General features: G+C 48.3%; 12 protein-coding genes. 8 read left to right on the forward strand and 4 right to left on the reverse strand.

What is annotated here, in order from left to right:
- Positions 1-255: 255 nt before the first annotated feature.
- The 3 genes from HP570_RS24020 (at position 256) to HP570_RS24030 (ending at position 2491) form a co-directional block, all read left to right on the forward strand.
- A complete protein-coding gene (locus HP570_RS24020; protein WP_254495442.1) occupies positions 256-1113 on the forward strand; it encodes a putative RNA methyltransferase in 858 nt (285 codons plus the stop codon).
- A 133-nt stretch (positions 1114-1246) separates the two neighbouring features.
- Positions 1247-1999, forward strand: a complete 753-nt coding sequence (locus HP570_RS24025; protein WP_015892485.1) for an RNA polymerase sigma factor — start codon at positions 1247-1249, stop codon at positions 1997-1999.
- A 78-nt stretch (positions 2000-2077) separates the two neighbouring features.
- Entirely contained in the window at positions 2078-2491 is a 414-nt protein-coding gene (locus HP570_RS24030) for a VOC family protein (protein WP_173627413.1), read from the forward strand.
- Positions 2492-2887: 396 nt separating this feature from the next.
- Here the strand turns inward: HP570_RS24030 and HP570_RS24035 are convergent, their stop codons facing one another.
- From HP570_RS24035 to HP570_RS24045, 4 genes are all read right to left on the reverse strand, one after another.
- Positions 2888-5134 carry a M56 family metallopeptidase gene (locus tag HP570_RS24035; RefSeq protein WP_173627414.1) on the reverse strand — a complete coding sequence of 749 codons (2247 nt, stop codon included), beginning with the start codon at positions 5132-5134 and terminating at the stop codon, positions 2888-2890.
- Between the two features lie 45 nt (positions 5135-5179).
- On the reverse strand, positions 5180-5563 hold the full coding sequence (locus HP570_RS24040; RefSeq protein WP_474199204.1) for a BlaI/MecI/CopY family transcriptional regulator: 384 nt from the start codon (positions 5561-5563) through the stop codon (positions 5180-5182).
- Positions 5536-5601, reverse strand: coding sequence for a hypothetical protein (locus HP570_RS30135; RefSeq protein WP_474199203.1), 66 nt, complete (start codon positions 5599-5601; stop codon positions 5536-5538). The genes HP570_RS24040 and HP570_RS30135 overlap by 28 nt, the downstream gene beginning before the upstream one ends.
- 189 nt (positions 5602-5790) lie before the next feature.
- A complete protein-coding gene (locus HP570_RS24045) occupies positions 5791-7011 on the reverse strand; it encodes a hypothetical protein (RefSeq protein WP_173627481.1) in 1221 nt (406 codons plus the stop codon).
- A gap of 1257 nt (positions 7012-8268) precedes the next feature.
- Between HP570_RS24045 and dpaL the strand changes: the two genes are divergently transcribed.
- The 5 genes from dpaL to HP570_RS24070 all read left to right on the forward strand — a co-directional run bounded on the left by dpaL (position 8269) and on the right by HP570_RS24070 (position 14777).
- On the forward strand, positions 8269-9513 hold the full coding sequence (gene dpaL, locus HP570_RS24050; RefSeq protein WP_173627415.1) for a diaminopropionate ammonia-lyase: 1245 nt from the start codon (positions 8269-8271) through the stop codon (positions 9511-9513).
- Entirely contained in the window at positions 9510-10670 is a 1161-nt protein-coding gene (locus tag HP570_RS24055) for an ArgE/DapE family deacylase (RefSeq protein WP_173627416.1), read from the forward strand. Before dpaL ends, HP570_RS24055 begins: the two co-directional genes overlap by 4 nt.
- Before the next feature lie 74 nt (positions 10671-10744).
- On the forward strand, positions 10745-12526 hold the full coding sequence (locus HP570_RS24060) for a sigma-54-dependent Fis family transcriptional regulator (RefSeq protein ID WP_173627417.1): 1782 nt from the start codon (positions 10745-10747) through the stop codon (positions 12524-12526).
- Between the two features lie 98 nt (positions 12527-12624).
- Complete coding sequence (gene lepB / locus HP570_RS24065; RefSeq protein WP_015892475.1) at positions 12625-13182, forward strand: signal peptidase I; 558 nt, start codon at positions 12625-12627, stop codon at positions 13180-13182.
- 98 nt (positions 13183-13280) lie between these two features.
- The gene (locus HP570_RS24070; RefSeq protein WP_173627418.1) at positions 13281-14777 is read left to right on the forward strand and encodes a helix-turn-helix domain-containing protein; all 1497 of its coding nucleotides are present in this window, start codon (positions 13281-13283) and stop codon (positions 14775-14777) included.
- Positions 14778-14937 lie beyond the last annotated feature (160 nt).

A 14937-nucleotide genomic window follows, 5' to 3' on the forward strand; every position in this document is an offset into this window, starting at 1 on the left:
CCCTGAGACTCCCGTTCCCGTAATGGAAGTGCCTGTATATTCCTGAAATGTGCTACAATCGTACTTGGGCGTCTATCGCGATGCCTACTTTATCAAAAAGCAGGAGTGTTACACACCATGATCATCCAGTTCATTCGTCTACGGTAATGTGAGGTACAGATCAACGTAATCCCGCATTTTTTTGAAAATGCTTGGGGTTTATTTGACTGTGCCTTTTTTCATTCACCGAAATACGAATGAATGGGGTGCTTTTTGATGTCTACAGCTATCTCCCAGCATGTGGGGATTTTTCGTTGTCCAATTTGCCAGGCAGCTATGCGTAACGTACCTGCGACCAGCTTGGTATGCAACAATCATCATTGCTTTGATTTATCCAAGCACGGCTACGTTCACTTGGCTACGCGAACCTACAAAACAAAGTATGACAAGCAATTGTTTTGCGCAAGAAGGGCGATCATGGAGCAAGGTTTTTTTGATCCATTGTATGACGTGTTGAGCGAAGTCATCCTGCAAACGACAGAACCTGAGGAAAACCGGATGTACGTGCTGGATGCAGGATGCGGCGAAGGCTATCATTTGACGCAGGTTCGGCAGAGAGTGATGCAAGCAAGCCAAGTCCCCATTATCGGAGTGGGTGTTGATCTCGCTAAAGAGGGAGTTATGCTTGCGGCGAAGAATGATTCAGAAGTAGTTTGGTGCGTCGGTGATTTGACGAATGCACCGTTTGTGGATAGACAGTTTCCTTACATTCTCAATCTGTTATCTCCATCCAATTCGGATGAGTTTCATAGACTTCTGGCTGATGAAGGACGAATGATCAAAGTCATACCAGAGGCGAAATACTTGCGAGAGCTACGGGAAGTCTTGTATCAAGAGACACCCAAAACACAATATGAAAATCATCGTACGATCGACCACTTCAAAACCAGCTTCCAGCTAATCGGTAAGGAACGGGTTCAGTATCAGTTCCGACTGGATCAAGAGGGTCTAGCTTCCCTGCTTCAGATGACGCCGTTGGCATGGGGGGCGACACCTGAGCAGTTGGAACGGGTGTCAAACTTGGCAGGAATGGATATGACGATAGACTTGGTTGTGTTGATTGGCAGGAAATAAAGCAGCGACTGTCCTGAGCGGGAAAATACGTTCTGGACGGTCGCTTTCCTATTTTTACATGGTCTTTGTTGACAGCGTTCTTTCTTTTTTTGAAAATAAGTATGAATACTCGGAAAAGTCGCGGAGGGATAGTATGGGGGCTGATCAGGATAAGGCTTCCTTTTTGCGTGTAAAACCTTTTCTAGCCGATATCCAAAAGCATTGCTTGTCCCTCACGAAAAACGACTGGGATGCGGAGGATCTCCTGCAAGAAACATTGACGAAGGTATATCGTTCCTTGCAGAAGGCCCCAGACAGAGAACTAACCAAGGCATTTTTGAGGCAAATTGCTACGAATGCTTGGATCGATCATTGCAGGAAGGGAAAGGCGAATGAGCATCCCGCCCTGTTTGATGAAGCGATCTATCTGCACCAGTCCAGTGTATCCGATGCGTTTGTGCAAAGAGAGGTGTTCGAGCAGCTGGCTGATCGTCTAAATGCCAGACAGATGGTGCTGATTCTCATGATGGACATTTTTTCGTTTACGGCGCAGGAAACAGCCACATTACTGCATACGACCGTAGGGGCAGTGAAGGAAGGGGTGAAGAGGGCACGCCAGCGCTTGTTCGTGTTAGCAGAGCAATCCAGACAGGATGAAAGCCCGTCCAACAAAAAGAAAATCGACAAAGCTGGACATCGTGATTCGTCCGGATTTGTATCAAAAGAAGGGTTTGAGCAATTTTTGGCTGCCTTTCGTGCGGGAGATGCCTATGCGATTTGTCAAACGTACCTGCGTCTCGCCGATCAGGGCATGAGCGTGGAAAAGGTTTCGGTAGCAGGCGATCGCCTTTTCTTTGCTGTTCGTGACCCGGATGGACATTTGCTGCATTTTTTTCAGAAGTGGTAGAAGCACCCGTTTCTTTTTGTTCTTTTCTTTCGTTTAAGAGGATGAAAGTACATATTTGAAATAAAGGAGCGAACACAAATGAGTATCCATGTGCGTAATTTTGCGGTTGTACAGCTGCCCGTCAAAAACTTGGAGGTATCGATAAAGTGGTATCGCGATGTGCTCGGCATTCCGTTTACCTTCGAATTTTCACCTGGAGACAATGAAGCGTGGTTGAACGTAGGCGGAGTAGGTCTCGGGCTCATTCGTTGTCCGGAAGTTCCTCGTTTGGACTTTACCGATATGGCAGGACAAGCCCAGCCGATCATCTCCTTGCAGGTAGACAAAATCCATGAGGTTTATGAGGAGCTGAAAAGTAAAGGAATCGAAGTAAGTGAAATGACGTACAAGCGAGGCGGAGGCTACAGCTTTCGATTTCGTGATCCAGATGGGCACTTGAACCACCTATGGGGTGGCTGGCCTTCAGCTGAGGATGAAGAGAGAAACGCATAGAGATATCCGATTCGATAAATGCCACCTGTGAAAGTTATGCAGGTGGTTATTCTTATCAACGGGGCAGCGGTGGAGAGAAGAATATTTCCAGTCTACGCTCCGGGCTACGTCCTGCTAGGGTGTGGGAACTGTCCGCTCCGCAGCGATTTGCGGGGAAATGCAAAAGTGGAAGCCGCTCCGCCGTTTGGGCATGTTGCATTTCTTTTGCCCGCAAATCACTGCGAAGCTGGGTTGGACTTCGAAAGTCGCTAGGACTGGAAATATTCTTCTCTGACGCGGCTATGACCAACCACCGAGGCTCCATGGTAAAAGCGAAACACGGTATTAAGCGTGCAAAAAAACGCGGAAGGGGCTGCTCATCGCTAGCTCCTTTCGCGTTTTTGATTGACCGGTTTACTACTTCAAGTTCTGAAAGTCTACCGCTTTTTGGCTCATCAGGTAGGAAACAATCTCTTCCTCATTGGACACTCCGTCCGTAAACGTGACTTTGAAACAAACGTCATTTTCTCTCCAGAAATAGGAGATGAGAGTTGGATCCGCTGCGGTGCTCGCCTCTCCGTAACGCTTGTATTTCTCCGTTTTGAACACTTCATTTCCAGCGATTTTCAGCATGTTTACCTTAACTTTGTACGCTTCGTCCATAGATTGGTAAAAGGCTACATTCCCATTCTTTTTCATATCTTCGTATATTTTCGTGTCTTTAATTTGATCAAATGAGATTCTATTTTCCCCGCTCAATCTTTTGTTTTTCTCAGCAACATCGTAGTAAATCCCAAGGTACATGGTCTTATAATCTTTCTCATTTGCCGGCATGCTGAAATTTACCTTTGAGCTTATATCTGCTGCTGTACCTTTGAACTGTCCCGGCAGTTCCAAAGGAAATTTGGGAGTAAACCCTATTGCTTTTGAGCCATGCTGTACATCTTCCGTATCATATAAGCCCATGACGTAAACGGAATAGCCTACATAGCGTTCTTTCATCGCTTGATCCGGGTATTTCACATTCGAGATCATTTTCACAATGTCTTCTTGAAGATCGCTTGCGAAACTATTAAGGCTATACTGTATGCCGTTATCTTGCCATAGATAGTAAACGGAGTTAATGTTGTTATCTGCGCCAATAAAAGTCACTTTCATTACATCTAGCGCTTGGACCTTCAAATTTTGCTTCTCTATTTTTTGTTCCCCATATCCCTTTTTTTGTTCATCCACGATTTTTTTGTAAGCCGCCTCCAATCCATGTAGTCCGCTACTTGCAGAAAAACGCACAATTTTTGATGAGGGATCTTTTTTGCTAAATTCAATATAAACGTGAGTTTCTTTATTGGTACGCAACTTTTTCTGATCGATATACATCCCTTTAAACTCATAGTCCATAGCAAGCACATCAGGAACTTTAAAGGCAAAACCAGTTGTCTGTATTCCTTTTGACAAACGGTCGTATGTTCGCTCATCCGAATCAAACAAAAATCTAGCCTCTTGCTCTGTATTAGCCTGATCGGAAGCGACTGGCTTGACGGTACTCTCTACCTTCACTGCGGCATTCGTAAGGGTCACCGAACTCATCAAAGCTACGCACAAAACGGCAGCAACCGAGAGTTTGTAAGATCCTGCTTTAAAGCTTTTTATCATTTGAATTCTCCTTATCATTTGATTCTTGTTATTTGCTTCGGTAAAGGGAAGCAAGTGAAGCTGCTGGCGGTTGGTAGAAAAACGCTGCAAAAATTGAATAATCGTCATCCCGTAGGGCACAGACTCAGCTTCACCCAGAACGTTCAACACATAAGCGTCACACGCAAGCTCCCGGTCGGCCTTCATCTGTTTGACACACATCCAAATAAAAGGGTTCATCCAGTGAATGGCCAGAGCAAGTAGACCCAGTAGGTTCCACGCGATGTCTTTTCTTTTGTAGTGGGCAAGCTCGTGGGAGAAGACGTGGGTAAGCGCAGAGGCGTTCGATTCCTTGCATATCTCTTCGGGACAGTAAATCCATGGATGGATCAACCCGGCGATATGTGGGCTTTTTCTATAGCTTCCTGAATAGATAGGGATTGGTTTGGTGATGCCAAATCTTTTTCGGCAATCATCCATGATGGAAATGACTTGCGGGTCTGTCACGATTTTGAGGCTGCTCATTCTGCTTCTGGTCCGTAACAGGTAGACACACATAAATCCAAGCAGGGAAATACATCCGATTAGCCAGACGATGGCTGCTATTTTTACGCCAAGGGTGTGAGTGTCCTCGACAGGGTCTGGATCGATCTTGATTGGGTTGGATATGGAGGGATCCAGAAGTTTTTGATTTTCTGGCTGTTTTGTCTTATCATTTTGAGGTGAGTTTATTTGTTTGCTGTTTTGCTCTCTCTCTTTTTGTGACGCGTCATTCGCAACAGGGGAGTGGGGGGAAACAGCATTTTTTATGCTGTCTACACCTAGTTGCCAGATATTGAAGATGCTTACCGAACTGTTAGGGAGAAAAGGGAACAGAAGCCGTATTAACACAATCAGCCAAAGCGCGTGGTGGAGCCGAGCGCTTATTCGGTGATGAAAGATTTTCTTGATGGCTATCACCATAAAAGCGACGAGGCTAGCTCCAATAGTGGCATCAAAAATCCATAAAAAAATATCACATAGCATATCCATGCCTTCTACCTCTTTACAGTAAGATCTGCTGCTTTGTCATTTTTCTCATCTGTCATCGCCTCTGCTGCCCATGTCTCTCTGTTTTTCATTCAGAATCTTTTGAAGATGCTCGATGTCCTTCTGGGACAATTTGACGTCTTCTAAAAAATTGGTCATCATCATGTCTGCCGCCCCGCTAAAGACTCTTTTCAAAAACGACTGGCTCTCTGCCCGGATGCATTCTTTTTCGGAAATCAATGGAAAATACTTATAGCCCCTTCCCGATTTTTCAAAACCGATCACCTTTTTCTTTAAAAGTCTGTTGATGAAGGTACGAACGGTTTGATCGGTCCACTCGATTTCATCAGGCAAGAGGAGTGCGATATTTTCAGCGTTTATAGGGTTGTTTTTCCAAATGATCTTCATGATTTCCCACTCTGCTTCCGAAATTTTTGGGATATTGGGCATGTACTCACCTCCTCATTCATCTTTTGATTTACAGATGTAAATATAATCTGTTGGGTTAATATTACAAATGTAAATGGAGTGTGTCAAGGGGAAATTCCATTTTTAACCATGGGCACTGCCGGATGCAGAACAGATAGAATAACTACAGTTATTTGGTGATCACATGAGAGTAGCGAACGCAAAAAAGGCCATCTCGCAAAGGATGGCCGTTAGTAATCGCGTGCTGCGTCGAACCAGCTTTGAGCCATTTCCTCCGTAATAGGTTGGCCAATTTGGTGGTCAGACTGGCTTAGTTGCCATACAGCTTCACCCAAGTCTTCTCGTTCAGTGGTTTCGATACCTTTAAGGGTGTTGAAACGCACGGTGAAGGCGGTAATGGCTGCCTCGGCATCAGCAAGGCTGCGGGCTTGGGCCAGTGCCGCTTGTGCAACGTCATAGGCTTCATTAGCCAGCTTGGCCAGACGTTTCGGCCAGGACGAAAATGGGCGGCCAAACTCGGTTGTCCACCATTCGGGCTTCCGTAATTGGCTCACGGAAGCGTAGCCAGTCCACGGACGGGTCTTAGCTCGCGCTTTCATTTGCTGCTTCAGTCGCTTACCCGTAATCTCCTCCACGTTATAGGCGATAAATCTGTCAAGCAACGGCCATACATTTAATGGCGGCAAATCACCCAGATCAGGCATAAAGCGCAGCTCTAAATTCGTTAACTGGGACTGACGAGCTAGCAGCTCCAAATCGCAGAAATTCCCCCACAAACTCAGCGATGTAAGATTTTGAAATCTCTCTAGACACGCAAGCGAGATAGGCTGCGCAAGCGGTTCGTTTCGAAGAGTCAGGTTCGTGACCTGGTGGAGTGCGCCCAGATCGGGAAGCAAGAAGGGCTCATGATTCTTGCGGCGGCTGGTGCGCGGCTTCAATGTCAGAGAGTAGGGCATGTCGCCAGCGACAGAAAAACGCGATAGATCACCAGCTACACTCAGACGGAAATATTCAGAGACCTGGCGTTTCGGGAGCTTCAGGTGCAAACGGCTTTCAAACTGGTCCAGTTCAATATGCAAGCCGTGCAATTTGGACTGGCTGGCGTCCACGACTTTGTCTTTAGGCAGGATCGGAACCCATGTCATTTCTTCAATGGGGCGTTCTATGGCCCAGTCAAAGAAGCTCGTGTCGCTACCTGCGTAGTACAGAACTCGCGGCCAAGGCGAGCCAGCTGGTGTGGCGAAGGAATCGAATACATTCCAATTAATGGGTGTATAAGGATCGACGTGTAGGTCTGTTTTATTGCCCGCTTGTGACGGTCCAATGGAGAGGCTGCCTACGCCGGGCTTGAGAACAAGTGTGTGGCTGTGAGGGCCAGTCAGGTCGATAGGATAACGACCATCCTCTCTAATAGAACTAGCAGGAGAACCAACTTGCTTATGAATTGGCATTTCCTTCATCCTTCCTTCTTAACTCCTGACTTATCCGCTATGTATCAACCATATCAATACCTTGGGGCATACTAGAAATATAGCATAGAAAGTTGCAGTTGCTGCGGTGGTGAGAAGAATATTTCCAGTCTACGCTCCGGGCTACGTCCTGCTAGGAAGTGTAGACTGTCCGCTCCGCAGCGATTTGCGGGGAAATGCAAAAGTGGTAGCCGCTACGTCGTTTGGGCACGTTGCATTTCTTTTGCCCGCAAATCACTGCGAAGCTCGGTTGGACTTCGAAGTCGCTAGGACTGGAAATATTCTTCTCTGACGTTGCTGTTCAATGATTATCAATCTTTAAAACCCACTTGAAAACCCAACAGCTCGCAAGGAAACAGGAGAAAAAAGCGAAGATCTTTGGGGCACCCACCGAGGCGCAATGGAAAAGGCGAAACACGCCTTTAAGCGTCCACCTCTGAGAAGCATCCCTGACCCTCTACTTTGGACGCGGTTTCGCTTTTTCCATGGAGCCGTGCAGTGAATCCCCCTAGCTGGTGACCCAAGAAGCTGGAGCGTTTTCTCCTGTTTCCTCCCACCACAGCAGCTAGAGTTCGGATTTTCCAGGTGGCCGCGGTGGAGAGAAGAATATTTCCAGTCTACGCTCCGGGCTACGTCCTGCTGGGAAGTGTAGACTGTCCGCTCCGCAGCGATTTGCGAGGAAATGCAAAAGTGGTAGCCGCTTCGTCGTTTGGGCACGTTGCATTTCTTTTGCCCGCAAATCACTGCGAAGCTCGGTTGGACTTCGAAAGTCGCTAGGACTGGAAATATTCTTCTCTGACGTTGCTGTTCAATGATTATCAATCTTTAAAACCCACTTGAAAACCCAACAGCTCGCAAGGAAACAGGAGAAAAAAGCGAAGATCTTTGGGGCACCCACCGAGGCGCAATGGAAAAGGCGAAACACGCCTTTAAGCGTCCACCTCTGAGAAGCATCCCTGACCCTCTACTTTGGACGCGGTTTCGCTTTTTCCATGGAGCCGTGCAGTGAATCCCCCTAGCTGGTGACCCAAGAAGCTGGAGCGTTTTCTCCTGTTTCCTCCCACCACAGCAGCCGGAATAACAAGTATCAAATCAATACTCTAAGTATCAAATTGATACAACAAAATCTCATTTTGATACGATCATCACCAAAACAATAAGCCATCCACGGCCTCATACGGTTGGCACGATCCTTGCTCTATCAATTAGGATGAACCCAACCGAGGAGGTACACATCAAATGGATAAACGTAATCAACCACCAATCTACGTCGTGAAAAACAAGAGAAAAAATAGCGAGAGTGCTCGCATTCCTGCTTATTTGACCCCAATAGAATCCCGTTTTGCCAAAGCCTTTCATCAATCTCTCGCAAACTACGAGCCGACTCCTCTCGTTACATTGCCTGCGTTAGCACGTGAGCTGGGAGTAGGACAAGTACTTGTAAAAGATGAGTCCAAACGCTTCGGCCTCAATGCCTTCAAAGTTCTGGGAGCTTCTTACGCGATGGCGCGTTTCTTGTGCGAGAAGCTGGGCATATCGACAGAAGAGATGACCTTCGAGGCACTGTGCTCCCAAGAAGTGAAAGAGCGAATCGGAGAAGTCACTTTCGTCACGGCGACAGATGGCAATCACGGTAGGGCCGTTGCATGGGCTGCCAAGGAGCTTGGACAGCATGCCGTTGTATACTTGCCCAAAGGCTCCGCCCAACAACGGGTAGATGCAATCCGCGAGGCCGGCGCACAAACTCACGTCATCAATGGAAACTACGATGAAGCAGTGCGTCTCTCAGAACAAATGGCCAAGGAACGTGGTTGGCAAGTGATTCAAGATACGGCATGGGAAGGCTACACGACCATTCCCACGTGGATTATGCAGGGCTATACGACGATGGCAGTAGAGGCGATGGAACAACTCTCAGCCACCACGGACGCCAAACAGCCGACGCATCTATTCTTGCAGGCAGGTGTCGGTTCCATGGCTGCCGCAGTCTTGGGATATTTCGTAGCAGCGCAAGCAAACAAAAACCTAACAACCGTGATCGTCGAGCCGCATAGCGCCAATTGCATGGTCCTCTCAGCGGAAGAGAACGACGGACAACCACATGCTGCTACAGGAGAGCTAGGAACCATCATGGCAGGTCTGGCATGTGGCGAGCCGAATCCGCTAGCATGGGAAATCTTGCAGGAGCATGCAGACTTCTTCGTCAGTTGTGCCGATTACGTGGCGGCAAACGGCATGCGTATACTTGCGGCACCGACTGGAGGCGACCCTTCTATTGTGAGCGGGGAAAGTGGTGCAGTCGGCGTAGGGCTACTCGCTGCCTTGATGAGCAAGCCAATGTATCATCAACAGCGTGAGCAGCTTGGCTTACATGAAAATTCCGTTGTTCTGTGCTTTAGTACGGAAGGGGACACGGATCAGGATATATATAAACGCATCATCTGGGAAGGCGCATGCCGGGAAGAGGGGGAGATGACAAAATGAACGTGACGATCAATCGAGACGAACTGATTTCATTGGTGCAGAACTTAATCCGTATCGACTCCGTAAATCCATACCTCGATGAGGATGGGCCGGGCGAAAAAGAGATTGCTGCTTTTATTCGAGATCGTTTACAGACGGCAGGACTGGAGGTTCACGTCACGCCGATTAACGACACAGCGGTCAATGTCGTCGGGATTTTGCGCGGAACAGGCGGTGGCAAATCCTTGATGCTCAACGGACATATGGACACCGTAAGTGCCAAGCGCATGGAGATTCCGCCGTTTGAGCCTACCCTTGCAGACAACAAAATTTTCGGCAGAGGCAGTCAGGACATGAAGGGAAGTCTGGGGGCCATGATCACCGCAGTAGAGGCGGTCGCACAAGCAAAGGTTCCGTTGGCAGGAGATGTCATTTTGACTTTTGTCGCTGACGAGGAATATAAAAGCATTGGCACGGAGGAGCTGGTAAAAGCGTACAAAGCAGATGCGGCGATATGCTGTGAGCCTTCCGATCTGGCGATTGGCGTCGTACACAGAGGTTTTGCTTGGGTCAAATGCGAGGTGCTTGGCAAGGCAGCTCACGGAAGTCGTCCAGCAGAAGGGATTGATGCAATCGTTCGGGCGGGCAGGGTCCTGCAAGAGCTGGAGCGTCTTTCAGACAGGTTGGCTCAAGGGCCAGTTCATCCGATACTCGGTGCGGCATCTGTTCATGCTTCACTCATTCAGGGTGGAACGGAGCTGTCGACCTACCCAGACTATTGCCGCATCGATTGGGAGAGAAGGACGCTGCCAGGCGAGACAGAGGCAGACGTGGCCAATGAAATCGAAGCATTACTACAGAAGCTGCGCGCTGAAGATGAGACGTTTCAAGCAAGCGCTGAGCTGTCATTTTTGCGAGAGCCATTTGAGGTCGGGCTGGATGAACCCGTTTATTTAGCCCTTCAGGCAGCGTGTAAGAGCGTGATGGGTAAAACTCCCGAAGTATGCGGATTCTCGGGATGGACGGATGCAGCATTGTTGCAGGAAGCGGGAATCCCCACTGTCTTGTTTGGACCAGTGGGAGCCGGTTTGCATGCGGCAGTCGAATATGTAGAGGTGGATAGCTTGGTAGACATGAGTGCCATCTTGGTGGAGACGATTTGCGATTTTTGCCAGTAAAAACGCCATAGAGGGCTGGCTTTCCCTGTGATACGTTATAATGGAGGCAAGAGATTGACGGGAGGGGAAGCTAGATGCCCTTGCGAGATATTCAAGAGAGTGTGCAACAGATTGCTTCGGCTGTTGCATCCGTTCTGCGCGTAGAGGTAGAGATTGCGGACAGTCAGTTTTTGCGGATCGCAGGGACGGGGAAGAATGAGGCTGGCGTTTTGCGGACGATGGCAGGAGAGGATCATATATATCGGGAGTCATTGCTCGCCGGACATCCTGTTGTGATCATGAATCCGGGGCAGGATGAGCGGTGTCGACCCTGTATGCATTATGGAAATTGTACGGAGACGGGAGAGATTTGCTGCCCGATACAATTAGACAATGAAAATATTGGGGTGATCGGCCTACTCGCTTTCGATGAGGAGCAGCGCGAGCGGTTGTTTGCAGATGTGGATGCGATATTGACCTATTTGCAAAAAATGGCCGAGCTGATCGCCATTAAGCTAAAAGAGCACTACTTGTACGTCGAGCAGTTGCATACGGTAGAAAAGCTGCGTGTCGTCATGGATGAAATGGACAAAGCCGTCTTTCTCGTCGATCAAGATAATCGGATTATTCAGGTGAACCAGCGTGCCCGTCAATATTTGCAGCTCGATCATGACGACAGTCAAACGGCAGAATGGATAGATGCCATCCGACTTGCAGATGCCGCGCAGTCAGCGCCAAAGCAGGTCGTTTTGTCTGTCGGGCAGGAAGACAAGACATTTTTGTTTGCCATCAAGCCCATTCTACTGGCCGGAACGGTCAAAGAATGGGTGATCACGCTTGATGATGTGCAGGAGGTCGTGCAAATCGCAAGGCAGGTAAGTGGATATTCGGAGCCCGACCCTTTTCAGATGATTGGTGGTAACAGTCCTGCGATTGTACAGGCAAAGGAAGTGGCAAGACGTGTGGCAGCCAGTGATTCGACTGTCCTACTCCAAGGTGAAAGTGGAACAGGAAAGGAGCTCTTTGCCAAAGCCATTCATCAGGCAAGCCCTCGCCGTGACGAGCCGTTCCTTTCGATTAATTGCGCCGCAATCCCTGAGCATTTAATGGAAAGCGAGTTGTTCGGTTACGAGGAAGGCTCATTTACAGGAGCACGAAAAGGTGGAAAACCGGGTTTGTTTGAGGTCGCAGGTAAAGGCACACTGTTCCTCGATGAAATCGGGGATATGTCTATGCATTTACAGAGCAAGCTGCTGCGCGTCTTGCAAGAAAAGGAACTGTACCGAATAGGAGGGAACGGCAAGCCTATACGCTTAGCGGCAAGGATCATTGCAGCGACCCATCTGGATTTGCAGGAGCGGGTAGACGCGGGGCTGTTTCGGCTGGACCTGTACTATCGGTTGCATGTGATTCCCATCCACTTGCCCTCGCTACGAGAACGAAGAGAGGATATCCTGCCTTTGGCAAACGATATCCTTTTGGCGCATGCGAATCGGGTGGGGAAGGGGTTGCACGGTTTTTCCAAGGAGACGCAAAACATCCTGTTCCATCACGACTGGAGAGGAAACGTCCGAGAGTTGGAAAATGTCATCGAATATGCGGTCAATATGGAGGCAACTTCTTGGGTTCAGCCTGCGAGCTTGCCCATTCGAATGGGAAGGCTACGTAAATCTTCTCCGCATTCCGTAGAAGAAAGTCAGGGGCCATTTGATTGGCAAAAGCAAGGACTCCTGCTGAAAGAATTGGAACGAGCGGCAATTGATACCGCGATGCAACAAATCCGTGATAGAAACGGAAGAAAAGAAGAAGCAGCTGCGCTATTAGGTATAAGCCGGGCAACGCTGTTTCGGAAACTGCGCGAGTACGGTATCACCTGATCCGACTTCTGGCCGATTTTTTGGGATTGAGCGGATAATGTGGTATGATGGTTTCGATACCGGAAGTAGAGTGGTAAAAGGAAGGAGTGCCAAAAGAAATGAGAGAAGTATTAGGATGGATTCGATCGATAACCTTTGCTGTCGTTTTCGCTCTTGTCCTCGGAATTTTTGTATTTCAACCATTCAAGGTTGATGGGCATTCCATGGACCCTACCTTACAAGACGAACAGCGCATATATGTGTCTAAACTATCACACACGTTTTCTTATTTGCCAGATTACGGCGATATTGTCGTGATCGACAGTCGGGTAGAACGAAACCGTACATTGATGGACGATATCATGGGGCATCCCTTGGTGTCGCTGGTCACAGGTCAAGCTGATGATCACACGATGTATGTCAAGCGCGTTATTGGAAAACCAGGCGACGTACTGGAGTTCAAAGACAACAAGGTGTATCGAAACGGTGAGGCATTGAACGAACCATACATTAAAGAAACGATGGAATATGTAGCGGACGGAAAGATCACGGTTCCAGCCGATCATATTTTTGTCATGGGAGATAACCGAAATCACAGCACAGATTCCCGCGATATTGGCTTTATTCCGCTGGATCATGTGATGGGAACCATGATCGAAAATCCTCTTAAGAAGTAAGACCGTGAAGGAGAAAAGGTTGTCCATTTATGGGCAACCTTTGTTTCATAGGGAAAGATGTCTCACTTTTCTGATCGCTCTAAAAAGGAGGCCAGCTTATGCCCAGCATTTTGATAGCGGATCGAGACTCGAACGAAAGAATCGGGATCGGATGGCTCGTCAACAGCTATGCCATTCCGTATGACAAGGTGCATAGTGCCGGGACCATGGAAGACGTTTTTGAAATGATGGAAGCGCATACACCGGAAGTGCTCTGTATTGAACTGGACATGATCGGGCGCGGGCAGTGGGACCGACTGAAGCTTTTGGTGGATCAATATCGTCCGACTGTTGTGGTGACCACATCAGAGGCGACGTTTGAGCGCGCGATGCAGGGAATTGGACTTTTTGCACGCGATCTATGGTTAAAGCCACAGACACCGGAATACATCAGGAGAATCCTGACGAGATACTGTCAGGAGCGCTTGGATCGGAAGCGAGTGAACGAAGAGAAGGGAACAGGAGCGGACAAACACAGGGATGTCTCGTATCTAGACCTGTTTTTCCCCTGGCATGTACAAGCCAAGTCTTATTCGCTCATGCTGGCTCAATTGGAGGACCCGAAGCGGCATCCTGAGTTGCTGCGCTTTTTTGAAGAATATCCGTTTCGCGACAAACCCGATCTTTTGCCGTTAGGGGAGACCATTGTGGGGGTTTTTCCAATGGATGCTGCGGTCTCGCCTTCTACGCTCCACCAAATGGGCAAGCGTTTGCTGATGGACTGGGAAGCAAACAATGATGCGCCACTCTTTTTGGTCATGTATGACGCAAGTAACCATGAGCAGAGCTTGAACGAAAATTATGCGGAGGCGAGCCAAGCCCTGCAAGTGCGCTTTTTCAAAGGATATCGGCAAGTGACGGTTATGGACAATCCCGTGAATTGGACGATGATAGACCCATTTTTGACGCCCGCCGAACAGCGCACCTGGGTAGAAATGCTGGATGAAGGTAATCGGGAAGAGTTGAAGCAGTGGCTGTATACACACTTCTTTTACAAGGAAGAGCCTTATCCAGAGCCGGGATTGTTGCGTATTCGGCTGACGAGTATTTTGGCCCAAGTCAGACGGTACATGAAATCACGTGGTCTTGACTCCGCACCTTTGGAAGAAGAGTATCACCGGGTTTTCGAAACGATTCTATACTCGCCGATCTTGTATCGGATCGTAGTGGAACTGCTGCTGTTCATCAATCAGCTTCTTGATGCTGCTCACCATCCCATCGACGAATCCCGTGTGGATGTCGTGGAACAGGCGATTCGCTATATAGAAGGACGTTATACCGATCCGGCACTGCGCCTGGAGGAAGTCGCACGCTATATCGACCGGAGCCCATCCTATTTCAGTACGCTGCTCGCGCAAAAGCAAGGAAGCTCTTTTCGCCAGATTCTCACTTCGTTGCGGGTAAAAGAAGCACGTCGATTGCTTCTCGAAACATCCTTGTCTGTCCAAGAGGTGGCAGAGCGATGTGGATTCATTAACGCGAATTATTTCAGTAAAATTTTTAAGGAAAAGACAGGGACAACCCCACGTTTGTTACGAAATCAGAAGAAAAGATAGAAATCGAAAGAAAAGACAGATTTTTTCGTCAAACCATGAATGCGGTTGCAAGTGAATCGAAATTAGAGGCACCAAATCGAAAGCGCGGTGCCTTTTTTGTCTTTCCGTGCTTTTTTACAATGGAGCTAAGAAGTACATCCTTTTAGAAAAGCAGGTGGAA

The sequence above is a fragment of the Brevibacillus sp. RS1.1 genome (assembly GCF_013284365.1).
Lineage (GTDB): Bacteria > Bacillota > Bacilli > Brevibacillales > Brevibacillaceae > Brevibacillus > Brevibacillus brevis_D.